We start from the raw sequence: 24,188 nt of genomic DNA, 5'->3' as shown, positions 1-24,188 counted from the left end.
GTTTGTACGTTTGGCTAGAAAACAGCAATTTGATTACAACGAAGATGCCATACAGGTGCTCGAAGGCCTTGAGGCTGTCCGGAAAAGGCCGGGTATGTATATTGGCTCTACTGACGCGCGCGGCTTGCACCACTTGGTTTATGAAATTGTAGATAACTCTGTCGACGAGGTGCTTGCCGGCCATGGAGATCACATAATCGTCAAAATACATAAAGACAATAGCATTTCTGTACAGGATAGAGGACGCGGCATGCCGACCGGAATGCATAAGCTCGGCAAACCAACCCCTGAAGTGATTTTTACGGTGCTTCATGCCGGAGGAAAATTCGGCCAAGGCGGCTATAAGACAAGCGGCGGGCTCCATGGAGTGGGTGCATCAGTCGTGAATGCTTTATCTGAATGGTTGACAGTTACCATTGAACGGGACGGTTTTATCTATCAGCAGCGATTTGAAAATGGAGGAAAACCGGTTACATCTCTCGAAAAGATCGGCAAAACGAAAAAGACGGGAACACTCACACACTTTAAGCCAGATCCAACGATGTTCAGCGCAACAACCTATAATTTTGAAACGCTTTCCGAGCGCTTAAGAGAGTCTGCGTTTTTGTTAAAAGGGTTGAAAATTGAGCTGATTGATGAACGCAATGACCAGCATGAGGTCTTTTATTATGAAAACGGCATAGAGGCGTTTGTCGCTTACTTAAATGAAGAAAAAGACGTCTTGTCTGAAGTGGTCTCGTTTGAGGGAGAGCATCATTCCATAGAAGTGGATTTTGCGTTCCAGTTTAACGATGGTTATTCTGAAAATATTTTGTCTTTTGTTAACAATGTCAGAACAAAAGACGGCGGGACGCATGAGTCGGGTGCAAAAACTGCGATGACGCGGGCTTTTAATGAATATGCGCGAAAAGTGGCTTTGCTGAAGGAAAAGGATAAGAACCTTGAAGGCACCGATATAAGGGAAGGGCTTTCAGCCATTATTTCTGTCCGCATTCCTGAGGAGCTTCTTCAATTTGAAGGACAAACAAAAGGAAAGCTCGGAACGAGTGAAGCAAGATCAGCGGTTGATGCAATTGTTTCAGAGCAGCTTGCTTACTTTTTAGAGGAAAATCGGGACACCGCAACGCTTCTTGTCAAAAAAGCAATCAAGGCGAGCCAGGCGCGCGAAGCGGCACGCAAAGCCCGTGAAGAAGCAAGAAGCGGCAAAAAACGAAAAAAATCAGAAGCGACTTTAAGCGGAAAGCTGACGCCTGCGGGTTCGAGAAACCCGGCAAAAAATGAATTGTATCTCGTTGAGGGTGATTCAGCAGGCGGATCAGCCAAGCAGGGAAGAGACCGCAGATTCCAAGCGGTTCTGCCTTTACGCGGTAAAGTCATTAATACAGAAAAAGCTAAGCTTGCGGATATCTTTAAAAATGAAGAGATCAATACGATCATTCATGCGATCGGCGGGGGTGTCGGAGCAGATTTCTCAATCGATGACATCAACTACGACAAAATCATCATTATGACCGATGCCGATACTGACGGCGCCCATATTCAAGTGCTGCTTCTTACCTTTTTCTATCGCTATATGAAGCCGCTCATTGAGCATGGCAAGGTGTTTATTGCGCTGCCACCTTTATATAAGGTTAGTAAAGGAAGCGGGAAGAAGGAAATCATTGAATATGCATGGTCTGATGAAGAGATGGGTGATGTCCTGAAAAAAGTCGGCAAGGGCTATACCATTCAGCGATATAAAGGTCTTGGAGAGATGAACGCAGACCAGCTGTGGGAAACGACAATGAATCCGGAGTCCCGCACACTTGTCAGGGTCAAAATTGACGATGCGGCACGTGTAGAGAGACGTGTAACGACGTTAATGGGAGATAAAGTAGAGCCGCGCAGAAAGTGGATTGAGAAAAACGTCGCTTTCGGCTTAGATGAAGAAAGCAATATTTTAGAAAATGAAAACTTATCGGTCGCTGAGGAGGTTTAATGATTGTCACAGCCAGAATTATTTCATGATTTACCATTAGAAGAGGTGATCGGCGACCGTTTTGGACGCTACAGTAAATATATTATTCAAGACAGAGCGCTACCTGATGCGAGAGACGGATTAAAGCCGGTACAGCGCAGAATTCTGTATGCGATGCATACAGATGGAAACACGTTTGATAAAAACTTCAGAAAAGCGGCCAAAACGGTCGGTAACGTCATCGGTAACTATCATCCGCACGGTGACAGTTCGGTTTATGAAGCAATGGTGCGGATGAGCCAGGATTGGAAAGTTCGTAATGTGTTGATCGAAATGCATGGAAACAACGGAAGCATCGACGGAGATCCCCCGGCAGCCATGCGTTATACAGAGGCACGATTATCTCCGATAGCATCTGAGCTTCTTCGGGATATTGACAAAAACACGGTTGAATTTGTGCCGAACTTCGATGACACAAGCAAGGAGCCTGTCGTACTCCCGGCGATGTTTCCTAACTTATTGGTCAACGGATCAACCGGGATATCAGCGGGATACGCGACCGACATTCCCCCTCATCATTTGGGAGAAGTCATTGATGCTGTCATTAAGCGTATTCAAATGCCATCTTGCTCTGTTGATGAACTCATGGAAGTCATTAAAGGGCCTGATTTTCCGACAGGCGGTATTATTCAAGGCGTTGACGGCATAAGAAAAGCTTACGAAACAGGAAAAGGAAAAATCATTATCCGCGGAAAAGCTGAAATTGAAACAATCAGAGGCGGACGAGAACAAATAGTCATTACTGAAATTCCATTTGAAGTAAATAAAGCAAACCTTGTGAAAAAAATGGACGAGTTCCGTATTGATAAAAAGGTTGAAGGCATCTCAGAGGTTCGTGACGAAACGGATCGAACAGGGCTGAGAGTGGTCATTGAGCTGAAAAAAGAAGCGGATGCCAAAGGCATTTTGAATTTCTTATATAAAAACACTGATTTGCAGATCACATATAACTTCAATATGGTGGCTATTCATAACCGCCGTCCGATGCTGATGAGCCTGCCGTCTATTTTGGATGCGTATATTGGACACCAAAAGGAAGTCGTCACAAACCGGTCCGTTTATGAGCTTCAAAAAGCAAAAGACAGACATCACATCGTAGAAGGGCTCATGAAAGCTTTGTCCATTTTAGATGAAGTCATTGCAACGATCCGTTCTTCAAGCGATAAACGTGACGCTAAAAATAATTTGATTGCGAAATACGAATTTACAGAGCCTCAGGCTGAAGCCATTGTGTCATTGCAGTTATATCGTTTAACCAATACCGATATCACAGCGCTTAAGGAAGAGGCAGAAGAGCTCGGTGAAAAAATTGAAGAGCTTGAATCTATACTAAGCAATGATAAAAAGCTGTTAAAAGTGATCACAAACAGCTTAAAAGCACTGAAAAAGAAATATGCAGACACGAGACGCTCAGTGATTGAAGAGAAAATTGAGGAAATTAAAATCAACCTAGAAGTTATGGTTGCGTCTGAGGATGTATATGTAACCGTTACGAAGGATGGCTATCTAAAACGGACAAGCCAGCGCTCATATGCCGCTTCCAACGGTCAGGATTTCGGAATGAAAGATACGGACAGGATGCTGCATCAATTTGAGATGAATACGACGGACGTACTGCTGCTCTTTACGAACAAAGGAAGCTACATTTATTGTCCTGTTCACCAGCTGCCTGATATCAGATGGAAGGACATGGGTCAGCATTTTTCTAATATCATCACCATTGACCGTGATGAAACGATTGTAAAGGCCATACCGATAAAAGAATTTGATCCGTCGGCATATCTATTGTTCTTTACGAAAAACGGCATGGTGAAAAAGACAGAGCTCACCCATTATAAAGCACAGCGTTATTCTAAGGCGCTTGTGGCCTTAAATCTGAAGGGTGAAGATGAATTGATTGATGTTCATGTAACAAATGGGGAAAGCCAGATCTTTATGGCCACTCACTTAGGGTACGGCCTGTGGTTTGGAGAAGACGAAGTGAATGTAGTTGGCGCGCGTGCGGCAGGTGTCAAAGGGATTAACTTAAAAGAGGATGACTTTGTTGTCTCCGGGGAGATCCTTCAAGAATCTGATTCAATTGTTTTGTTCACACAGCGGGGAGCGGTAAAACGCATGAGTCTTTCTGAGTTCGAGAAAACATCCCGCGCAAAACGCGGTGTCGTGATGCTAAGGGAACTGAAAAAGAATCCTCACCGTGTTGCAGCACTGTTCGCTTGCGGTCTTGAACAGCGGCTTATGGCAGAAACAGAAAAAGGCGACAGAAAAGAACTGCAGGCAAAAGAGCTGCGGACAAACGACAGATACAGCAATGGCTCTTTCTTTTTTGATGAAGAGGAATCAGGCAAGGTTACAGCTGTTTGGCGCGTTCATACAGAACAATAATAAAAAACCCGCTCATATTACGTGAGCGGGTTTCGTTTATTTAGCTTTCATGGTTGGTGAATAGATCTGTTACGGCATGAATGACTTCAATTCCCTGCCATACAAATAAATTCAGCGCTGTGAAAGAAAATAAGCCTAATATCACCATTCTTAAGATAAACAACATGTTAAACAGCCTCCTCATATTATCGTTATATAATCGGGTGATGTTGAACATGAAGTTTGCCGAAATAAGACGATTGATAAAATTTGGCCAGTATAAAGCTTTTTTTCCGCTGGCGCCTGCGGGTGTATCCCGTACTTTTGCTTTCAGCGGTCAGAAGCAGAACAGCCATTGCCCACAAAGCGGTTAGCGCAAATGCCCCTGTGATGGATTTCTTCTCATCATCAGCATTTTGGCCGGCTTTCATCTCGTGCATTTCCTGCTGGTCGGCTACGGCTTTATAATGATGGCCGATATCAAAGGCGTGGGGAATTGAGAGCAAATGAAAACTGGCGATCGCCAAGAATAAGATGGATGCTTTCAATATCGTTACTTTTTTCAAATGATCTCCCCCTCCTTTAATATTACTGAATATTTTTATAATAATACCCCAATCCATCCTAAAAGTAAACCTGATTTATTAAATTTAAAAACTAAATTTCACTTTGTTAAGTATATATCTTTTTGCTTATTTTTGAAAGAGAAACATTCTTTATTAGTGTATGTATACCCGGTTTATGGTGTGAATAAAAGCATATTTTAGATGATATGTTTGTTGTCTAAGGTTTATTCCTTTATTTGTGAGCTAAAATCAAAGGAAAGGTAAGAAAATGAGAGGAAATGATTGCATTGTTAATAGGTACTTTTTTAAAAATGCAAACTTGCAACGAATGTTTTTATTTTTTATAGGAAAATGCTAGGGAAAGGGTCGACAGAGTAACATCTGGCTATGACAATATTCTTCGCGAAAAAACTTCCTAATTCGTCATATTGTGATATAATAAAACTCGTTATGTTAAAAAATCTAACATCAAAACGAATTCGTATTGAATTGATGAAAACGGGAGGTAAATATGGCGTCTTTTTTCGATAGTTTAATTCATATTCCAAGTGATTTCATTTGGAAATACCTATTTTATATTTTAATAGGGCTTGGATTATTTTTTACCATACGTTTTGGTTTTATCCAATTCCGTTATTTTATTGAAATGTTCAGAATAGTAGGTGAGAAGCCTGAAGGAAATAAAGGCGTTTCCTCTATGCAGGCATTCTTTATTTCCGCTGCATCCCGAGTCGGTACTGGGAATTTGACTGGTGTAGCTTTAGCAATTGCGACAGGCGGACCGGGCGCTGTGTTTTGGATGTGGGTTGTAGCTGCTGTAGGTATGGCTTCTAGCTTTGTTGAGAGTACGCTAGCGCAGCTTTATAAGGTAAGAGACGGGGAGGATTTCCGCGGAGGTCCGGCCTACTACATTCAGAAGGGCCTTGGAGCCAGATGGCTCGGCATCGTTTTTGCTGTCTTAATTACGGTATCATTCGGTTTAATCTTTAACGCTGTTCAAACGAATACTATTGCAGGAGCGTTGGATGGCGCATTTCATGTGAATAAAACAGTTGTAGCCATTGTCTTGGCTGTTTTAACTGCGTTTATCATTTTTGGCGGTTTGAAACGTGTTGTGGCTGTAACACAGCTAATCGTACCGGTTATGGCTGGCATTTATATTATTATTGCTTTATTTGTTGTCATCACAAATATTACGGCTTTCCCTGGCGTTATCGCTACAATTGTTAAAAATGCTTTAGGGTTTGAACAAGTCGTCGGCGGCGGAATTGGCGGCATCATCGTTATCGGTGCGCAGCGCGGACTTTTTTCAAACGAAGCAGGGATGGGAAGCGCTCCGAATGCGGCTGCAACAGCTCATGTATCGCATCCGGCAAAACAAGGTTTTATTCAAACATTAGGCGTATTTTTCGATACATTTATCGTATGTACGTCCACAGCGTTTATCATTTTGCTGTACAGTGTAACGCCAAAAGGTGATGGTATCCAAGTAACCCAGGCTGCCCTTAATCATCATATCGGCGGCTGGGCGCCTAGCTTCATCGCAGTCGCAATGTTCTTGTTTGCATTCAGTTCAGTTGTCGGCAACTATTATTATGGTGAGACAAATATTGAATTTATTAAAACAAGCAAAACATGGCTGAATATTTACCGGATTGCGGTTATTGCTATGGTTGTCTACGGTTCTCTATCAGGCTTCCAAATCGTTTGGGACATGGCGGATCTCTTTATGGGTATCATGGCGCTAATTAACTTAGTTGTGATTACGCTGCTGTCAAACGTTGCTTACAAAGTGTATAAAGACTACGCCAAACAGCGTAAACAAGGACTTGATCCTGTATTTAAAGCGAAAAACATTCCAGGGCTGAAAAATGCTGAAACATGGGAAGAAGAGAAACAAGAAGCATAAGAACACGGCTGCATTCAATTCATTGAATGCGGCTTTTTATTTGGCGTAAAGAAGCAGAATCTTTCAAATTAAACAAAAAGTAACGTGAATAGTCCTGATTAAACAATTTTCTATTTGGTCCGTATGTGTCAGCAGTATCTGAAACAAGACAAAAAGAGCAAATTGACAGGCTTTTTAATCCGTCTAAAAACAAGAAATTAGGTTGATAGACAAAGATGAGATAAATTTTTACAATAGTCCGTGCCAAACAAAAACGGAAGGGAGGTGGAGCGTACGAGTTAATAGGCATATATTTTCGTCATGATGTAAAGGAGGAAAGAATACTATATATGAAACGTCAAGTCTCTATCTTAATCGTGTGTTTATTAATTTCAATACTCGCAACCAGCGGCTTAGGAAATCCAGCAGCATCTGCTGCAGGAGCAAAAACGCCAGTCGCCATAAATGGCCAGCTTAGCATAAAAGGCACGCAGCTAATCAATCAAAACGGCAAAGCGGTGCAATTGAAGGGGATCAGTTCACACGGATTGCAATGGTATGGCGATTTTGTCAATAAAGACAGCTTAAAATGGCTGAGAGACGATTGGGGCATTACCGTTTTCCGAGCGGCGATGTATACAGCAGATGGCGGTTATATTGACAACCCATCCGTGAAAAACAAAGTAAAAGAAGCGGTTGAAGCGGCAAAAGAGCTTGGGATATATGTCATCATTGACTGGCATATCTTAAATGACGGTAATCCAAACCAAAATAAAGAGAAGGCAAAAGAATTCTTCAAGGAAATGTCAAGCCTTTACGGAAACACGCCAAATGTCATTTATGAAATTGCAAACGAACCAAACGGTGATGTGAACTGGAAGCGTGATATTAAACCGTATGCGGAAGAAGTGATTTCCGTTATCCGCAAAAATGATCCAGACAACACCATCATTGTCGGAACCGGTACATGGAGCCAGGATGTGAATGATGCTGCCGATGATCAGCTAAAAGATGCAAATGTCATGTACGCGCTTCATTTTTATGCCGGCACACACGGCCAATCTTTACGGGATAAAGCAAACTATGCACTCAGTAAAGGAGCGCCTATTTTCGTGACGGAATGGGGAACAAGCGACGCGTCTGGAAATGGCGGTGTATTCCTTGACCAGTCGCGGGAATGGCTGAATTATCTCGACAGCAAGAAAATCAGCTGGGTGAACTGGAATCTTTCTGATAAGCAGGAATCATCCTCAGCGTTAAAGCCGGGAGCATCTAAAACAGGCGGCTGGCCGCTTACAGATTTAACTGCTTCAGGAACATTCGTAAGAGAAAACATTCTCGGCAACAAAGATTCAACGAAAGAACGCCCTGAAACGCCGGCACAAGATAACCCCGCACAGGAAAACGGCATTTCTGTACAATACAAAGCAGGGGATGGGGGTGTGAACAGCAACCAAATCCGCCCGCAGCTTTACATAAAAAATAACGGCAATGCGACGGTGGATTTAAAAGATGTCACTGCCCGTTACTGGTATAACGCGAAAAACAAAGGCCAAAACTTTGACTGTGACTACGCGCAGATTGGATGCGGCAATCTGACCCACAAATTTGTGACGCTGCATAAACCTAAGCAAGGTGCAGATACCTATCTGGAACTGGGGTTCAAAAAAGGAAAGCTGTCACCGGGAGCAAGCACAGGAAATATTCAGCTTCGTCTTCACAACGATGACTGGAGCAATTATGCACAAAGCGGCGATTATTCCTTTTTCCAATCAAATACGTTTAAAACAACGAAAAAAATCACATTATATAATCACGGAAAACTGATTTGGGGAACAGAACCCAAATAGGTTAACTTTTGGCGGACATCATTGCTGATGTCCGTTTTCATTATCTTATTCAGTAAAACAAGGAGGTGTAGGTTGTGGATGAAACACTGAAGCAATATATGATGCTGTTCAAAGAAATGAATCACGCGATAAATGGTCCGGACTATCCAGGTAAGGAAAAAGACATCCAGTATCAAAAAGAACAGATTGAAGCTTACGAAAAACAGCTGCAGCGAGGATTTTCTACAGATTATGACTATGATGTGTTTGCTGACTCTGTTATCAAATGCGCATATGGCGATATGACGCTGGAAGATTTAGAAGCAGTTTATTATGGATTAACAACGCCATTTTTTTGATTGGCAACAAACAATAAAATTTCAATTTCTGTCTCACTAACTTAAGTATACTTTTGATATGAGACAGAAATTCATTTATTTTGTTTACTTCCTAGAATATATATTATGTAAACTAAAAAGCGAATTCTTTTAGTAGCACGAAAAAAAGCGATTTTCTGATCGGAAAATCGCTTTTTTTTGACTTCGACTTTTTATTCCTGTGCAGGTTTATTTGCGGCAACCTCGGCGGTTAATGTTCGTATCCGCTCCAATGCGGTACCGCTTGCCTTAGGTGTCCTTAACGATTTACAATAAATGTTGTCACGCTTTGAGCTGGAAGATGGGCCCAAAAATGATTGCCTGATACAGTGAGATTCGTTCCAGGTTGTAGATTGCTGCTGCTGCTCGTGATCCATCTAGATACGTTTGAAGCAGATCCATTCTGCAAAACAAAGTTTTGGTTGACCCCTGTGTTACTTTTGTTAATGGCAACAATAACGACCTTGTTGTCACCTTTATAGGCTGACACGTAAACGTTCGTATTAGGGTTTTTCGTTGCATCAATCCTTACATAGCCGGGACGCACAAACTTCGAGAAATGAGCCATATTGTAACCGCGTTTACTGATCGTACCATCTTCTTTCATAGGACCATATGATCTTCGGATGTACCACCATACATAAGCTTGAAAATCTCCCTCTACCATCGAATTGTGAATATGTTGTGAAACATCCAATGCCTCGGGCCATCGATCCGCCGAGTTGTTATCACTGTTCGGATAGTATACTTCCGTCATCCAAAGGTCCTTACCCGCTCCTTTTTGTTTGAAAAGAGGATAAGGGAATTGGCTGACCTGAGTGCCGTACAGGTGGGTTCCGAGAATATCCATATTGGCAAGAGCCTGCGGATCGTTCAAGATCGGGTCCGACAAATTCTTCAAGTATTGAAATGACTCAGGCGCAATGACGCGGGCATTGATCGAGCCGGCGTTTTCTCTCATAAAGCGAAGTATTTCTTGCGGCGTCCACCACGTCCACTCGTGAGCGTAATCAGGCTCGTTTTGGACCGAAATCGCATAAAGATTCACACCATTATTTTTCATGAAGGTAACAAAATCGTTAAGATGCTGCGCATATGCGGCGTACTTATCGTATTTCAGCCGTTTAGCCGATGTATCACCATTACGATTAAAGGTCTCAACCATATCACTTGGAGGATTCCAGGGAGAAGCAAAAACGATTGCCCCATGTTTGACCGCACTCTTGGCAGTCTCCACCTCTTTATACCAATTATTTCGATTTTCATCTACATGAATTCTTAAGATTGAAAAGCCTAACTGATTCTGTCCATTGCCAAAAGCCGTTTCTCTTTGAGCTGCTGTAAGATCCCCAGCCCAAGCCGGATGATTCATCCCTCCAAAACCGCGAATCACTTGTTTCTCTGCAGATACATTAACTGTTACATCACTGGCTGCCAAAACTTCAGTAGCGCCTGGCCCTAACATGACTGACAGCATAGTGAAACATACTAATAATATACAAATTGTTTTTTTAAAACGTGGAATCATTTATTTCGCTCCTTCGTAATGTGTCTTTTACGGTATTAGAAAATTCATAATGGCGGGCTATTCCGGTGCTGGTCACCCGTCTCGTTTTTTAACGGTCCCATTACGAATCCTATCTTTGTGTAAACTGCCAGTAATCAAAATTAAACAAGTTTCCTGTACCTGTTCCGGTAAATACAAAGAATACTTTGTGCACACCGGTTGCCCCGCTTACCGCAGTTTCAATTTCTCTCCACGTTTGCGCTCCGCCTGTGGAAGGTACATTCAGGGTTCCAACAAGCTTACCATCAGCACTGTCGAGGCGCACTTCTATTTTTCCGCCTAAAGTGGATGCTACATTTGCTTTAAATGACCTGGCACCGCCTGCTCCAAAGTCTGCATTTCCTACAGCAATCCAGTCTCCATTTTGAATGCTTGTTACATGCTGATTATTTACTGGCCCGCCGGGGGCTGTGGACTTCTCTGTCAAAATGCGTCCATTCCAGGCAAACGTTTCAGCTTCTACCCGGTTATATGGGTTTAAATTGGAAAGCTGTGTTACACCTGCATAATTTGCTGCTACCTCTTGGATGGATCCATCTGGGTTATGCACCAGCTTATTAATATGGGGAGAACGGTAACCTTTGCCGGCCCCGAACAGAGCGGAACTGACAGTTTGCGCATGGTACACTGCATACCACTCGTTTTTAAAATTGAAAACAGCATGATGGTTGTTTCCGCCGCCTCCGAAAAATGCACCCGGATTTTTCAGGAAGTGCCCTCTATATGTAAAGGGACCCATGGGATTTGAACTGGTCATATAGCCGATCTCACCCGGGGGTTTATCGGCCGGGTGTGCGCCGCCGAAATTGATGCAATAGGAATAGTAGTATGTTCCGTTATGCTTGTGCAATCCCGAATCTTCAAACATGAAAGGCGCATCAATTGTAGATGCACTTCCCTCAACACTCGTCATATCAGGCCCCAATTTTATGACTCTTGCCGTTTTAGGATTGGCCCATTGTCCCTGCGTTGGATTTGAACCGCCAGGAACGCCTCCCCCGGCATACAGGTAACCGGTGCCGTCATCATCTACAAATACTGCCGGATCAAAAAGCCATACAACACCAGACATTCCTGGCGTACTTGGCGTTACGAGCGGTTTTCCGATTGGGTCGGTCCATGGACCAATCGGGCTGTCTGCGGTGAGAACCCCGATACCTCCGCCGCTGTTTGCGAAATAAAGGAAGAATTTATCCTTGCCATTTATTTTTTTAACTGCGATTGACGGCGCCCATGATGCACCTGCCCATTTTGCAATTCCGCGGCCTCCATTAGCTCCATTGGCACCTGCTACCGGAATGGCTCCGTGATCTGTCCAGTTCACCATATCCGCTGAAGATATGACGAATACTCTATTCAAATTGGCAAATGAATTATCTTTAATCGTTCCGTTGCTATTATATTCATAATCATCACTTGACATATAAATGTAAACCCTTCCGTTATAGGTCAGCGCAATCGGATCTGCTCCCAAATGATGGTCGATAAGCGGGTTTGAATTCCCTATATGTTTTGCAATTGTACTACTGGTGGCAGCATACGCAGACTTTCCAGATAAGCAGCTCAATAATAAAACTAGAATCCATAAACATACGCTACACTTTTTCCTCATCACTTAACATCCTCCTTTTTCCTTAAAATGGGGGGATTTTCTTTTGGAATTTGATAACAACAGGTCATGAAGTCGCACCGCTAAACCCATTGAACGGAGATGCATATTTATCCAAAATATCCCTTTGTCTAACATCCTACCTTATTAAAAAAATTGTGTATAGGATACTTTTGGAGGAATTCGTGTTCGATTCTACAAAGGAACTGGATACATTTATTCATTGATAAGATGGGGCTAACATAGACGGCTGTTACCGACTTCTTCTTCGCTTCCTGTTCCCTCGAATCTCGTTGTTTTAGAGCAGATAGGAAATCATGGCACGAAACTTCTCAATCTATTGAATTCTGCCTGCTTTTTCTGCTGATTCCTGTTTACATTGTTCTCTTCTTTGTAAGACATTTCGTTATCATTCCGCCCTCTTCCCCTTCGACATACTGCATATTTTGTCCATCCTTATGTAAAGAGAGCGGTATACCCGTTTTTTCATGTTTTGTTCATATTTTATTAATTGTTTATTCAACAGTGTCCGTTAAAGTAATCAATATCAACAAATATGGCAGCTATTCGCATCTTTTATGAAGGGAGGTCGGTGCCGTTATGCTGAAAGAAAAAATAAAAACATTAGGACGCTTTTGCACCGTAGGCGTCGGCAATACGCTGATAGATTTTGGTGTCTTCTTTCTCCTTACTGCTTGTCATGTCCCTTATCTGTCGGCGCAGATCTGCTCCTATTCGGCAGGTATCATCAACAGCTATGTGTGGAACCGGAATTGGACGTTTCGTGTAAAACGTAAGGCTGACGGGAAAGAGATCGTACGCTTTCTCATGATTAATATTGCCGCGTCGGGGATCACCTTTTTGCTGCTTTATTTGTTTCAAAACTGCGGATGCTTGCTTTTGGTGAGTAAGCTCGCCGCCACTATCGGCGGAATGATGATGAATTTTATCGGAAACCGAATCTGGGTATTTGGAGATTCGCTGAAAAATATACAGGATCAGGAGTGAAGATGAATGAGAAAAAAAGTGAGAAAAGCGGTTATTCCCGCAGCGGGTTTAGGAACGAGATTTCTGCCTGCGACAAAGGCGCAGCCTAAAGAAATGCTCCCAATCGTCGACAAACCAGCAATCCAATATATTGTAGAAGAGGCCGTAGAGTCAGGAATTGAAGATATACTGATTATTACAGGGAGAAACAAACGCTCGATTGAAGATCATTTTGACCGATCGGCGGAATTGGAATTCAATCTGCGGGAAAAAGGCAAGACGGAGACACTTGAAGAAATGCAGCAGATCGCCGATTTGGCCAACATTCATTACATCCGCCAGAAAGAACCGCTCGGATTAGGCCATGCGGTACTGTGTGCGGAGCATTTTATCGGAGATGAGCCTTTTACCGTTCTCTTAGGTGATGATATTATGGTGTCTGAAACACCGGCTCTTCGGCAATTAATGGATGTATATGACGTTTATGGCACAGAGGTTGTCGGTGTACAGTCAGTTCTCCCTGAGGATGTCAGCAAATATGGTATTATTAATACGTCTGGAACTCATGGGCATGTGTATGAAGTGAACGATTTAGTTGAAAAGCCTTCACCTGAAGAAGCGCCTTCCGACATCGCCGTAATGGGACGGTATGTGTTGAATTCTTCGATCTTCCCCGTTTTGAAGTCAATTGGCAGAGGCGCGGGAAATGAAATTCAGCTCACAGATGCGCTTCGTGAGGTTTGCCGTAATGAGCCGATCCATGCTCGGCTGCTGGAAGGAAATCGATATGACATTGGCGATAAGCTGGGCTGTTTTAAAGCGAGCACTGAAATCGGCTTAATGCGTCCCGAAATGAGATCTCAGCTTTTGACCTATTTAGAAGGTGTAATCAAACGGGAAACGAAAGAAATGCTGTGGTAAAAAAATTGTAACCATCTTGCTCGTCAATCAGTCATATAATAGTGAAAAAGATTAGGACAGGTTGTGAAGAATGTGGGCAGTTTGATAAGCGAAATTTTAACATGGCTGACGAACATGGGATATGCGGGTATTGCGATTGGGTTAATGATTGAAATCATTCCGAGTGAGATTGTATTAGCTTATGGCGGCTATATGGTATCGGAAGGCACGATTGGGTTTATTGGCGCCATTATTGCGGGTGTTATCGGAGGTACCATTGCCCAGATCTTTATTTACTGGATCGGCCGCTATGGAGGCAGACCATTTTTGGACAAATACGGGAAGTATTTATTGATTAAAAAGCATCATATCGACATGTCGGAAAACTGGTTTCAAAAGTACGGCGCCGGGGTTGTTTTCTCGGCTCGTTTTATACCGGTTGTCAGACATGCGATATCCATTCCTGCAGGTATTGCCAGAATGCCATTTCTCAAGTTTGTGGTACTGACTGTGCTTGCTATCATTCCATGGTCTATCCTGTTTGTTTATTTAGGCATACAGCTAGGAAGCCAGTGGGATGATGTAGAGAACATAGCGGGTACTTATACAACACCGATTATGATATTGGCTGTTGTTGTGATAGCCCTTTATTTTGTGATTAAGAAACGTACAGCCATATTCAAACGATAGCTAGCGGATATGCATAGGGGTGAATGAAGCTCCCCTATGCATATTTTTTTACTTGCGATGTTGATTTGCCAGCTTCAGATTCTCCGCTAAAAATGCGACAAACACTTCATCCCGCACGAGCGATGCGGCATAATTTCTTTTAATGAACCATTCTGCTTCTTCAAACGCTGCGAATGTTTCATCCTGTGTTTCCCCGTTAATTTGGATATTCCACTCGTTGTCTAAAGGAAACAGAAAAAATCTCATTTGAGCACGATTTTCATATAATGATCCGTTCGCAGATCCTTTTAGATTATAGATGTTACGGAAAGCATCAGGCCGTACAGGATCAATCCGGAAAGCTTCAGTTACAAACAACTCGTATACTTCGTCGGTTATTGAACAGCCGGATGCCTTTGCATGCCCCCCGCCTCCGTATCGGCCGGCGATCTCTGACACATCGATGTAATCATGAATGGTGCGCAAACTGACTCGTTTTGATCCCATGCTTAAAATCGCAATGTAATCGAGGTGCGGATTATCTTTCCCTAGCCTGTTTCCCAGTTCTGAATGGTACGATTCAGCGTGAACAATGCCTACACAGTGTTCGTGCACAAAGGTTTGTACCATTTCCCTTTTCTTTCTGCGGAGGTAACGCTCAATTTTTTCGTCTTCTAAATCAAGCAGTTTTTCTTCAAAATCATCGAAGAAAAATTCGTCATGCGAGGAAAGGCGCTGAATCATTTTTGCCTCAAATTCATCAATTGACAACAAAAAGAAAAGATCATTAAGCCGCTTCGCCTGTTTTTGATCGTACCGCTCCCATTCCCATGTATCGTATTGGCGGACGAGCTCTGTAAATTGGTCTAAGGCATTTGTCGGTTTCATGAAGCCATTTTCAACGAGGTAGCCATATAAAAGTGACGTCGCGGATGTGAGCCTTCCATCATCGTATTCCACCTGGACAAATCCCCATTCATGCTCATTCAAATGAAGGGCTGTTTTATGATGGTCAATAAGCTTCACTTTGCCCCCTGCATGAACATAATCATTCAATCTCTGTTCGTTTTCTTCATTGACGGCGAGATCGGTGATGAATAATGCATCTTGTCTGTTGCTCTCCTTCATTTTTTCTAAAAAGTACTGCACCTGTGCGTTTAAGCCGTTGACAGAGTTATACCGGACCTCAACGTCTTTTCCGAATGCCAATTTTGCTACGATTCCGCATCCTACTCCGTCCAAGTCGTTATGTGAATATAAATGATACATAATGTAGGCCCCTTTTTATGATAAACTGACAATTGCCGCTAAAGATGCGGCAGCCTTTATTTACTATTCTAAAAAACAAAGCGTTTTATGCAAAGGCGATTAGTTTACATAATATTATTATTGTGAATATATAAAAGAGCGCTTTTGGCGCTCCTAAGTTCTTGCTTTTTTATACCGGATAAACCGGATGCTTTCGATTGGTAAATGTCATTTCCTTTGTCATGTAGGCCTTCAGCCGTTTGGCCAGCTCATCACGCAGCGAATTGGCTGGGATAACAGCATCAATGATCATTTCTGAAGCCAGACGGTAGATATTGATGTCCTCTTTGTATTCCTCCCGTTTGTTGCCGATAAATGCGGCTCTCTCTTCTTTTGGCAGTTCGGCGATTTTTTTAGCGTAGACAGCGTTTACAGCGGCTTCGGGTCCCATGACGGCGATTTGGGCAGTTGGGAGCGCTAGACAGCAGTCCGGTTCAAAGGCAGGCCCTGCCATTGCATACAACCCCGCTCCGTACGCTTTTCGGACAATGACAGAGAGCTTTGGAACAGTTGCCTCCGACATCGCAGAAATCATTTTCGCTCCGTGTCTGATAATCCCCGCCTGTTCCACTTTTGTGCCAATCATAAAACCGGGAATATCCGCTAAGAACAGCAACGGGATATGAAACGCGTCACATAAGGTAATAAACTTAGCCGCTTTGTCTGCTGAATCGTGGAATAAGACGCCGCCTTTAACCTTCGGCTGGTTTGCAACAATGCCGACAGGCTGTCCCTCGATCCGTGCGAAGCCTGTTACTAATTCTGGTGCAAATAAGGCTTTGATCTCAAAAAATGACCCTTCATCAATGATCCGCTCAATCAGCTCATGCATATCAAAAGGTGCGTTCTGGTTTTGCGGAATGACGTCGGCAAGCGGGATGTCGAAGTGTTTTGGCGGGCGTTCCTCATGAATGGGCGCCTTTTCTTGAAAATTCGCCGGAAAGTAAGACAAATAAGCCCGCGCCAGATGTATGGCTTCTTCTTCAGTTTCTGCAAGAATATCTCCGCAGCCGGAGATGGAGCAATGCATACGAGCGCCGCCCATTTCTTCGAGAGACACTTTTTCGCCAATGACCATTTCCGCCATCCTTGGCGAGCCTAAATACATGGAGGCGTTACCATCTACCATAACGACGATATCACAGAAGGCCGGAATATAAGCGCCTCCTGCCGCAGACGGTCCGAAAAGCAAACAGATTTGCGGAATGCGTCCCGATAATTTAACTTGATTATAAAAAATTCTTCCTGCTCCGCGTCTCCCTGGAAAGACATTGATTTGATCGGTGATTCTGGCGCCTGCTGAATCGACTAAATAAATGAGCGGAACGTTTAGTTTTTCGGCAGTTTCTTGAATTCTGATGATTTTTTCAACGGTTTTAGCTCCCCAGGAGCCCGCTTTCACTGTTGAATCATTTGCCATAACGCACACAGTTTGGCCGCCGATTTTGCCGATCGCCGTCACCACTCCGTCAGCGGGAAGGCCGTCTGACATGCATTCCGCAAAAAAAGCGTCTTCTAGCTCAATGCCATCGTCAAAGAGAAGCGAGAGCCGCTCTCTGACAAAGAGCTTGCCTTTTTCTCGATTGCTTTGGTGATACTTTTCCGCTCCGCCTTTTCGGATTCGTTCGGCCAATTCTGTTCGTTCCTTTTCATAATCCATGAGCATTTCCTCCCTTTTATATTCCCTTGTATACGGCCCGTCTTTTTTCTTGAAACGCCTGAAGTCCTTCTCTCCTGTCTATTGAAGGAATGGTATGTTCATACGCCTTTTGTTCAATCGCAAGACCTGTAGCGAGATCTGTCTCCAATCCTTTATTGATCGCGAATTTAGCTTGACGGACAGCGATCGGCCCGTTAGCAGAAATAGCTGCAGCCAGTTCCTCTGCTTTTGGCATAAGGTCGCAAGGAGCCGTGACATGCTCTACAAGGCCTATCTCTTTTGCTTCATGAGCAGTTACGCGTCTGCCGGTATAAATTAATTCTTTGGCTTTTCCTCTGCCAATCAGCCGAGGCAGTCTTTGGGTCCCTCCAGCGCCTGGGATAATAGCTAACCCTGTTTCCGGAAGTCCCAGCACAGCTGATTCAGATGCAATTCGAAGATCGCATGCCAATGCCAATTCTAGCCCGCCGCCTAATGCGCTGCCGTTTATCGCGGCTATGATTGGCTGCGGCAAGGCTTCAAGGAAAGACGCTGTTCTTTGAATGAGAGTTACACTTTCCAGAACCTGATCTTTTTTTAGTTTTATTCGTTCTTTCAGGTCTGCCCCCGCACAGAACGCTTTTTCGCCGGTGCCGGTGAGGATGACGCAGCGAATGTTTGAGTTGAATTCAATTTCTTGAAGAATCATTTGCAGGTTTCTAAGAATTTCTGCTGAAAGAGCATTTGCCGCTTGAGGCCTGTTTAAGGTGATCAACGCAATATGTTCTTTTTTCACAGTGAAAAGAATAGATTCTCCCATTGTATGCGTCCTCTCTTTTATCAAGATGATTTAAATACTTGTAAATTTCGGCTCGGCAGCTGTTTGCCCATTTTTTCTTCAATCCATTTGGCCGCAGATAGCAGTTTTTCGAGCTTTACATTTGTTTTGATGCCCATCTGTTCAAGCATGTACACGATATCCTCAGTTGCGGCGTTTCCTGATGAACCTGGCGCATATGGACATCCGCCAAGCCCGCCTGCCGAGCCGTCGAATACCGTGATGCCCATTTGGAGCGCTGTGACCATGTTGGCGAGCGCTGTTCCTCTCGTATCATGAAAATGCAGGGCGATTTGATTCGCGGGGAACCGTGCCAATAGAGCTTCAAGTACAGTTTCCACTTGGGCAGGATTAGCCGCTCCAATCGTATCTCCAAGCGACAGTTCAGAAATCCCAAATTCAAATAGAGCTTCTGAAAGGCGAATGACTTGTTCAATGGGGACATCTTTTTCGTACGGACAGCCGAAAACAGTCGAGAGGTAGGCTCTTGTTGTGAGGTTTGCTTTTTTTGCGTCATTGTTTACTTGTTTGAGTACACGAAGAGTTTCAGAAGTGGATTTATTGATGTTTTTTCTGTTGTGCGTTTCGCTGGCGGACATAAAAACGCAAGCTTCGTTAATGCCTCCTTCAAGCGCATTCTCCAGTCCTTTTTGATTCGGGACAAGCGCCGCGTACGTTACCCCTTTTTCACGGTCAATGCCTTTTGCTACATCAATAGCATCTCGAAGCGCTGGAATCCATTTCGGATGAACGAAGGATGTGATTTCAATATACGAAAGCCCTGTCCGGGAAAGCTGGTTGATCCAGGTTATTTTATCCTTTGTTTCGATCCATGCGGACTCGTTTTGTAAACCGTCACGCGGGCCGACTTCTTTGATTGTCACTTTTTTAGGATATGACATGGTCTTCCTCCAAATTATTGAGTGGAATCGCTTAATTCGAGCAGTACGTCGCCTTCATTTACAAAGTCGCCTTCATTTTTTTTGACTTCTTTTACGACTCCGCTTCGATCTGCAACGATCGGGATTTCCATTTTCATCGATTCCAAAATGGCAACCTCCTGGCCTTTTTCAATTTTGTCGCCGGCTTTGACGTGGACTTTCCACAGGTTTCCTGCCATTTGTATGCTAACCGTCATGACAACTGCCTCCTTTATAGGTGTTGTTTCAAAAAGTCAGTCGTAACATCCCCTTCTTTAAATGCCTTTGATGCCGCAGCCTGTATGAGAAGCGGAAGATTTGTTTTGATTCCTTCTACATGGTAGTCTCGAAGCGCTGTCTCCAGTTTTTCAATTGCTTCTGTTCTGGACTGGCCTTTGACGATCATCTTAGCGATCATCGGGTCATAAAAAGGGGTAACAATGCTGTCTTTTGCTACCGCACATTCGTGTCTGACCCCTTTATGGTCAGGGAGTGAGAACGCAGTGATCGTGCCTGGTGACGGGTAGAAGGTCTTGGGGTCTTCCGCGTATATTCTCACCTCTATCGCATGCCCGTTTCGTTTGATGTCTTTTTGAGAGAATGTGAGTGTATGGCCCGCAGCAATTCGCAGCTGCTGCTCAACTAAGTCTAGGCCTGTTATTTCTTCAGTCACGGGGTGTTCAACTTGCAGTCTCGTATTCATTTCGAGGAAATAAAAATTTTGCTTTTGGTCAACTATAAATTCGATGGTGCCTGCGTTCGTATAGCCGATCGCCTTTGCTGCTTTTACTGCCGTTTGCCCAATCCTCATTCTCAGTTCATTGTCTACAAATGGAGACGGCGCTTCTTCAATGACTTTTTGGTGGCGCCTCTGAACTGAGCAATCGCGTTCAAACAGATGTACTGTATGGCCGTGTTGATCGGCTAAAAGCTGAACTTCGATATGGCGTGCATGTTCAATGACTTTTTCTATATACATTGATCCGTCACCGAAAAAATCTGCCGCGCGCTTTTTGTTCCCCTCGTACGCTTTTTTTAATGCTTCTTCATTTTCAACAAGCTGCATTCCGATGCCGCCTCCGCCCGCTGAAGCTTTCAGCATGACAGGATATCCGATTTGACTAGCAGTGCGGCAGGCTGCCTCTATGTCTTCGAGGGGTTCTGAAACGCCGGGCACCACAGGGACACCCGCAGCCTCCATTGCTTTGCGCGCTTCAATTTTGCTGCCCATCTTTGCGATGATATCGGGTGAAGGTCCGATAAATACGATGTTTTCTTGCTTGCAGCGTTCAGCAAATCGGCTGTTTTCTGATAACAATCCATATCCCGGGTGGATGGCGTCGGCATTTGCTTTTTTTGCCGTCTCTATGATTCTCTCTATATTTAAATAACTTTCACTGACTCTTGATTCCCCGATCAAATAAGACTCTGTAGCGGCTTTTGTATGGGACGCTTCCTTGTCTGCTTCTGAATAAACCGCGACTGTTTTGATGCCTAGACGGCTGCACGTTCGGATAATTCTCATTGCAATTTCTCCGCGGTTGGCGATCAGTACTTTAGTAAACATGATTTCACCTCATTGAGTTGATGATAAGTTGAACATTTCAATGGTTTTTTCTCGCAGTTTATATTTTTGAATTTTACCTGAAGCCGTCATCGGATAGTCGTCTGTAAAAATCACATAACGCGGAATTTTGTGGCGGGCGATTTTTCCTTTGCAATAGGCTTTAAGCTCATCAGATGAAACGCTTTTACCGTCTTTTAGTTTAATCCAGGCTGCAGCCTCCTCCCCGAATTTGGCGTCAGGCACACCAACGACCTGTACGTCTAAAACAGCGGGATGCCGGTATAAAAATTCTTCAATTTCCCGCGGGTAAATGTTCTCCCCGCCTCTGATGAGCATATCTTTTAATCTTCCGGTGATACGGCAGTACCCGTCTTCATCCATGACAGCAAGATCTCCTGTAAATAGCCATCCGTCATGATTGATTACTTTTCTGGTCGCTTCTTTGTCTTTATAATAGCCTTTCATGACGTGATAGCCGCGGGTGCATAGCTCTCCCTGCACGCCTCTTTGAACTTCTTGGCATGTCCCGGGCTCTACAATTTTCACTTCAGTATGCGGCAGGGCTCGGCCGGTTGTTTCGACTCTTCTTATGAAGGAATCATTTGCCCTCGTTTGCGTAATGACCGGCGAGGCTTCTGTTTGTCCATAGGCGATTGTAATGTCTTTCATGCCCATCCTTTCAATCACAGCTTTCATTACTTCACTTGGACAGGGAGAGCCGGCCATGATGCCTGTTCGGAGCGTTGATAGATCATATGCATCAAAATCCGGATGATGCAGCTCGGCGATAAACATGGTAGGCACACCATGCAGCGCTGTGCATTTCTCTTTTTCTACCGTTTTAAGGACGGTAACGGGATCAAATTCTGGAACAGGTATCATGGCTGCCCCGACGGACACACATGCCAAAACCCCGAGCACGCATCCGAAGCAGTGAAAAAACGGAACCGGGATGCACATGCGGTCTTGAGCGGATAAAGCCATACATTCAGCGATATTGGCAGCGTTATTGATGACATTAAAATGGGTCAGCATCACGCCTTTTGGAAACCCTGTTGTTCCTGATGTGTATTGCATGTTAATCACATCGTCTTTATCCAGGCTGTTCATTCTTGCTTCCAGCTCAGCATCTGTCACTGTTTTTGCCAATATCTCTATATCGTCCCACTGATACAAGCCAGGCAATCGTTTATTGCCAATATAGATCAGCGTTTTTAAAAAGGGATAGCGTTCAGATTTCAGTTGGCCGGGCTTTGCTTCTTGCAGTTCTGGTATTAAACTGTTCACGATGTCTGGATAAGAAGTGCCCCTGTATGAATCCATGATGATAAGTGCCGCGGCATCCGATTGCTTTAACAAGTAATCAAGCTCGTGTGCTTGATAATTGGTATTGACGGTTACGAGCACGGCTCCGATCTTCGCAGTTGCGAACTGCACGGCAAGCCATTCAGGGATATTAGAAGCCCATATGGCGACGTGATCTCCTTTTCCAATCCCCATCCGCATAAGACCTTTAGCGGTTTGACGGCACAGACTGTCAAATTGGGCGTACGTATAGCGGATATTCCGGTCTGGATACACAACCGCGTCTCGATGGGGATGCGCTTCAGCTGTTTGTTCCAGCAGCCTGCCGATTGTGGAATGGATGAGTTCAGCCATTGATTGTTCCTCCTTTCTTAATGATTAGAAAGCGTTTACATTTTCATTTTAAAAGCTGTCTGGCGATTACGAGGCGCTGAATTTCAGATGTGCCTTCACCGATTTCCATTAATTTTGCATCCCGCAGCATCCGTTCCACCCCGTACTCTTTCATATATCCTGAACCTCCATGGATTTGAATGGCTTGATTGCAAGCTCTAGTCGCCATTTCAGATGCGAACAGCTTGGCGTATGCCGCTTCTTTTGTGAACGGGCGGTTATGGTCTTTCAGCCAGGCGGCTTTTAACACCATTTGCCGTGCCAGATCAATTTCCATCGCCATGTCAGCAAGCTTAAATTGAATCGCTTGGAAGGAAGAAATCGGCTGTCCAAATTGCTTCCGTTCTTTCGCATATGCCAATGATGCGTCAAGTGCCGCCTGGGCAATGCCAACCGCAAGAGCAGCAATGGAGATTCGCCCGCCGTCCAGCGTATATAGAAATTGTTTAAATCCTTTTGTTGGATCGCCGAGTAAGTTGCCCGCAGGCACTCTTACATCCTCAAGCAAAATTTCTGCTGTATTCGAACCGCGGACGCCCATTTTATCGTACGGGCTCGTAATCGTGAGTCCTGGTGTGTCAGTTGGCACAATCAATGCGGAGATGATGTTTTTTCCGTCTTTGTTTTTGCCTGTTACCGCGGTCACAATAACTGTCCGTGCGTAGCTTGCATTTGTGATCCAGCACTTTTCGCCGTTGATTACATATTCGTCACCATTTGAAATCGCTTTTGTTTGAGTGCCTCCCGCATCTGAGCCGGCATTTGGTTCCGTCAGGCCGAATGATCCGAGTGCTGTTCCCGAAGCCAGCGGCGTCAAATGCGTCCGTTTTTGTTCTTCTGTTCCAAAGTAATAAAGAGGGCTGGCGCCTAATGAGACCGCTGCAGCGTAGCTTAATCCAGTACTGCCGCAAGCTTTGCCGACTTCTTCAACCGCTAAGGCATATGAAATCGTATCACCGCCAGATCCGCCGTACTCTTCTGGAAATGGAATACCCATCAGCCCGAGTTCACCCATTTTTTTAAATGTTTGGATCGGGAACTCGCCCGTTTGATCTACATGTTCAGCGTGAGGAGCAATTTCTTTTTTCGCAAAATCTTTTACCATTTCACGCACCATTTGTTGTTCTTTTGTCAGCTCAAAATTCACGTCGTTTCCCCCTTCACATCTTTGTAACATTTTATTAGGCGAGTTCTATAATCATTCCCTGACAAGAAAAGTCTGAAAATTAAAACTGAATCATTTTTTATGTGACAATATCAGCGGAATGAGCAAATACATGCAGTAGGCGTATACCATCCATATCGCAAACGCAATGACTTGGCCCTTTGATAGAGCCGGGAAGATAAAGGGATGATTCCAAAGGGAAATCGTATCAATCAATAAACCGACCGCTGACCCCCATATACCGAGCTTGATCACCGCGTACTGTGGTCGGTCGAGTTTG

The 24,188-nt window shown here is 44.1% G+C and carries 19 protein-coding genes and 2 pseudogenes; 8 read left to right on the top strand and 13 right to left on the bottom strand.

The features are described from left to right. Positions 1-10: 10 nt before the first annotated feature. Both parE and parC read left to right on the top strand, forming a co-directional pair. Positions 11-1,978: a DNA topoisomerase IV subunit B gene (gene parE / locus NZD81_RS05945; protein ID WP_014664141.1), complete on the top strand. Its 1,968-nt coding sequence runs from the start codon at positions 11-13 to the stop codon at positions 1,976-1,978. 3 nt (positions 1,979-1,981) lie between these two features. Next, on the top strand, positions 1,982-4,402 hold the full coding sequence (gene parC / locus NZD81_RS05940; protein ID WP_014664142.1) for a DNA topoisomerase IV subunit A: 2,421 nt from the start codon (positions 1,982-1,984) through the stop codon (positions 4,400-4,402). 40 nt (positions 4,403-4,442) lie between these two features. On the opposite strand, the gene NZD81_RS05935 is transcribed toward parC, so the two are convergent. Continuing rightward, on the bottom strand, positions 4,443-4,568 hold the full coding sequence (locus NZD81_RS05935; RefSeq protein ID WP_003231548.1) for a hypothetical protein: 126 nt from the start codon (positions 4,566-4,568) through the stop codon (positions 4,443-4,445). A 25-nt stretch (positions 4,569-4,593) separates the two neighbouring features. Next, on the bottom strand, positions 4,594-4,947 hold the full coding sequence (locus tag NZD81_RS05930) for a hypothetical protein (RefSeq protein WP_014664143.1): 354 nt from the start codon (positions 4,945-4,947) through the stop codon (positions 4,594-4,596). Positions 4,948-5,458: 511 nt separating this feature from the next. Here NZD81_RS05930 and NZD81_RS05925 point away from each other — a divergent pair. From NZD81_RS05925 to NZD81_RS05915, 3 genes are all read left to right on the top strand, one after another. Continuing rightward, the gene (locus tag NZD81_RS05925; protein WP_282372213.1) at positions 5,459-6,856 is read left to right on the top strand and encodes an alanine/glycine:cation symporter family protein; all 1,398 of its coding nucleotides are present in this window, start codon (positions 5,459-5,461) and stop codon (positions 6,854-6,856) included. A gap of 329 nt (positions 6,857-7,185) precedes the next feature. Then, the gene (locus NZD81_RS05920; protein WP_172640654.1) at positions 7,186-8,685 is read left to right on the top strand and encodes a cellulase family glycosylhydrolase; all 1,500 of its coding nucleotides are present in this window, start codon (positions 7,186-7,188) and stop codon (positions 8,683-8,685) included. 74 nt (positions 8,686-8,759) lie between these two features. Further along, positions 8,760-9,023 (top strand): YnfE family protein, encoded by a 264-nt coding sequence (locus NZD81_RS05915; RefSeq protein ID WP_071581693.1) that lies wholly within the window; start codon positions 8,760-8,762, stop codon positions 9,021-9,023. A 277-nt stretch (positions 9,024-9,300) separates the two neighbouring features. Here NZD81_RS05915 and xynC read toward each other — a convergent pair whose 3' ends face one another. Next, positions 9,301-10,569 (bottom strand): glucuronoarabinoxylan endo-1,4-beta-xylanase XynC, encoded by a 1,269-nt coding sequence (gene xynC, locus NZD81_RS05910; RefSeq protein WP_282372220.1) that lies wholly within the window; start codon positions 10,567-10,569, stop codon positions 9,301-9,303. Between the two features lie 109 nt (positions 10,570-10,678). Next, positions 10,679-12,220 (bottom strand): alpha-L-arabinofuranosidase, encoded by a 1,542-nt coding sequence (xynD, locus tag NZD81_RS05905; RefSeq protein WP_282372221.1) that lies wholly within the window; start codon positions 12,218-12,220, stop codon positions 10,679-10,681. A gap of 553 nt (positions 12,221-12,773) precedes the next feature. Here xynD and NZD81_RS05900 point away from each other — a divergent pair. The 3 genes and pseudogenes from NZD81_RS05900 (at position 12,774) to uptA (ending at position 14,794) form a co-directional block, all read left to right on the top strand. Further along, positions 12,774-13,225 (top strand): annotated as a pseudogene (locus NZD81_RS05900) (GtrA family protein). Between the two features lie 6 nt (positions 13,226-13,231). Then, positions 13,232-14,125, top strand: a complete 894-nt coding sequence (gene galU, locus NZD81_RS05895) for a UTP--glucose-1-phosphate uridylyltransferase GalU (protein WP_282372222.1) — start codon at positions 13,232-13,234, stop codon at positions 14,123-14,125. Between the two features lie 72 nt (positions 14,126-14,197). Next, complete coding sequence (gene uptA / locus NZD81_RS05890; RefSeq protein WP_003231529.1) at positions 14,198-14,794, top strand: undecaprenyl phosphate transporter UptA; 597 nt, start codon at positions 14,198-14,200, stop codon at positions 14,792-14,794. Between the two features lie 48 nt (positions 14,795-14,842). On the opposite strand, the gene nrnB is transcribed toward uptA, so the two are convergent. The 9 genes and pseudogenes from nrnB to NZD81_RS05845 form a co-directional block, all read right to left on the bottom strand. Further along, entirely contained in the window at positions 14,843-16,042 is a 1,200-nt protein-coding gene (gene nrnB, locus NZD81_RS05885; protein WP_282372224.1) for an oligoribonuclease NrnB, read from the bottom strand. Between the two features lie 169 nt (positions 16,043-16,211). Next, entirely contained in the window at positions 16,212-17,747 is a 1,536-nt protein-coding gene (locus NZD81_RS05880; RefSeq protein ID WP_282372226.1) for an acyl-CoA carboxylase subunit beta, read from the bottom strand. Between the two features lie 10 nt (positions 17,748-17,757). Then, the gene (locus NZD81_RS05875; RefSeq protein ID WP_282374318.1) at positions 17,758-18,540 is read right to left on the bottom strand and encodes an enoyl-CoA hydratase; all 783 of its coding nucleotides are present in this window, start codon (positions 18,538-18,540) and stop codon (positions 17,758-17,760) included. 20 nt (positions 18,541-18,560) lie between these two features. Continuing rightward, entirely contained in the window at positions 18,561-19,460 is a 900-nt protein-coding gene (gene ldeG / locus NZD81_RS05870; RefSeq protein WP_151257150.1) for a hydroxymethylglutaryl-CoA lyase, read from the bottom strand. Positions 19,461-19,474: 14 nt separating this feature from the next. After that, positions 19,475-19,696, bottom strand: coding sequence for an acetyl-CoA carboxylase biotin carboxyl carrier protein subunit (locus tag NZD81_RS05865; protein ID WP_014664155.1), 222 nt, complete (start codon positions 19,694-19,696; stop codon positions 19,475-19,477). Between the two features lie 14 nt (positions 19,697-19,710). Then, positions 19,711-21,045: an acetyl-CoA carboxylase biotin carboxylase subunit gene (locus NZD81_RS05860; protein ID WP_014664156.1), complete on the bottom strand. Its 1,335-nt coding sequence runs from the start codon at positions 21,043-21,045 to the stop codon at positions 19,711-19,713. Between the two features lie 9 nt (positions 21,046-21,054). After that, positions 21,055-22,704 (bottom strand): AMP-binding protein, encoded by a 1,650-nt coding sequence (locus NZD81_RS05855; protein WP_014664157.1) that lies wholly within the window; start codon positions 22,702-22,704, stop codon positions 21,055-21,057. 43 nt (positions 22,705-22,747) lie between these two features. Next, positions 22,748-23,890 carry an acyl-CoA dehydrogenase gene (locus NZD81_RS05850; protein WP_014664158.1) on the bottom strand — a complete coding sequence of 381 codons (1,143 nt, stop codon included), beginning with the start codon at positions 23,888-23,890 and terminating at the stop codon, positions 22,748-22,750. A gap of 90 nt (positions 23,891-23,980) precedes the next feature. Then, positions 23,981-24,187, bottom strand: a pseudogene (locus NZD81_RS05845) (hypothetical protein); the annotation flags it as partial. Between the last annotated feature and the right edge of the window lies 1 nt (position 24,188).

The sequence above is a fragment of the Bacillus sp. B.PNR1 genome (genome assembly GCF_030386235.1).
In the GTDB taxonomy this organism is placed as follows: domain Bacteria; phylum Bacillota; class Bacilli; order Bacillales; family Bacillaceae; genus Bacillus; species Bacillus stercoris.
This window is presented reverse-complemented; position numbering and strand designations above follow the sequence as displayed.

Excerpts from the sequence above, each read along its gene's own strand:
- NZD81_RS05860 (WP_014664156.1), bottom strand. The coding sequence starts at position 21,045 with ATGTTTACTAAAGTACTGATCGCCAACCGCGGAGAAATTGCAATGAGA.
- NZD81_RS05925 (WP_282372213.1), top strand. The coding sequence starts at position 5,459 with ATGGCGTCTTTTTTCGATAGTTTAATTCATATTCCAAGTGATTTCATT.
- NZD81_RS05875 (WP_282374318.1), bottom strand. The coding sequence starts at position 18,540 with ATGGGAGAATCTATTCTTTTCACTGTGAAAAAAGAACATATTGCGTTG.
- NZD81_RS05865 (WP_014664155.1), bottom strand. The coding sequence starts at position 19,696 with ATGACGGTTAGCATACAAATGGCAGGAAACCTGTGGAAAGTCCACGTC.
- galU (WP_282372222.1), top strand. The coding sequence starts at position 13,232 with ATGAGAAAAAAAGTGAGAAAAGCGGTTATTCCCGCAGCGGGTTTAGGA.
- ldeG (WP_151257150.1), bottom strand. The coding sequence starts at position 19,460 with ATGTCATATCCTAAAAAAGTGACAATCAAAGAAGTCGGCCCGCGTGAC.
- NZD81_RS05855 (WP_014664157.1), bottom strand. The coding sequence starts at position 22,704 with ATGGCTGAACTCATCCATTCCACAATCGGCAGGCTGCTGGAACAAACA.
- xynC (WP_282372220.1), bottom strand. The coding sequence starts at position 10,569 with ATGATTCCACGTTTTAAAAAAACAATTTGTATATTATTAGTATGTTTC.
- NZD81_RS05935 (WP_003231548.1), bottom strand. The coding sequence starts at position 4,568 with ATGTTGTTTATCTTAAGAATGGTGATATTAGGCTTATTTTCTTTCACA.
- xynD (WP_282372221.1), bottom strand. The coding sequence starts at position 12,220 with ATGAGGAAAAAGTGTAGCGTATGTTTATGGATTCTAGTTTTATTATTG.
- nrnB (WP_282372224.1), bottom strand. The coding sequence starts at position 16,042 with ATGTATCATTTATATTCACATAACGACTTGGACGGAGTAGGATGCGGA.
- NZD81_RS05880 (WP_282372226.1), bottom strand. The coding sequence starts at position 17,747 with ATGCTCATGGATTATGAAAAGGAACGAACAGAATTGGCCGAACGAATC.
- NZD81_RS05920 (WP_172640654.1), top strand. The coding sequence starts at position 7,186 with ATGAAACGTCAAGTCTCTATCTTAATCGTGTGTTTATTAATTTCAATA.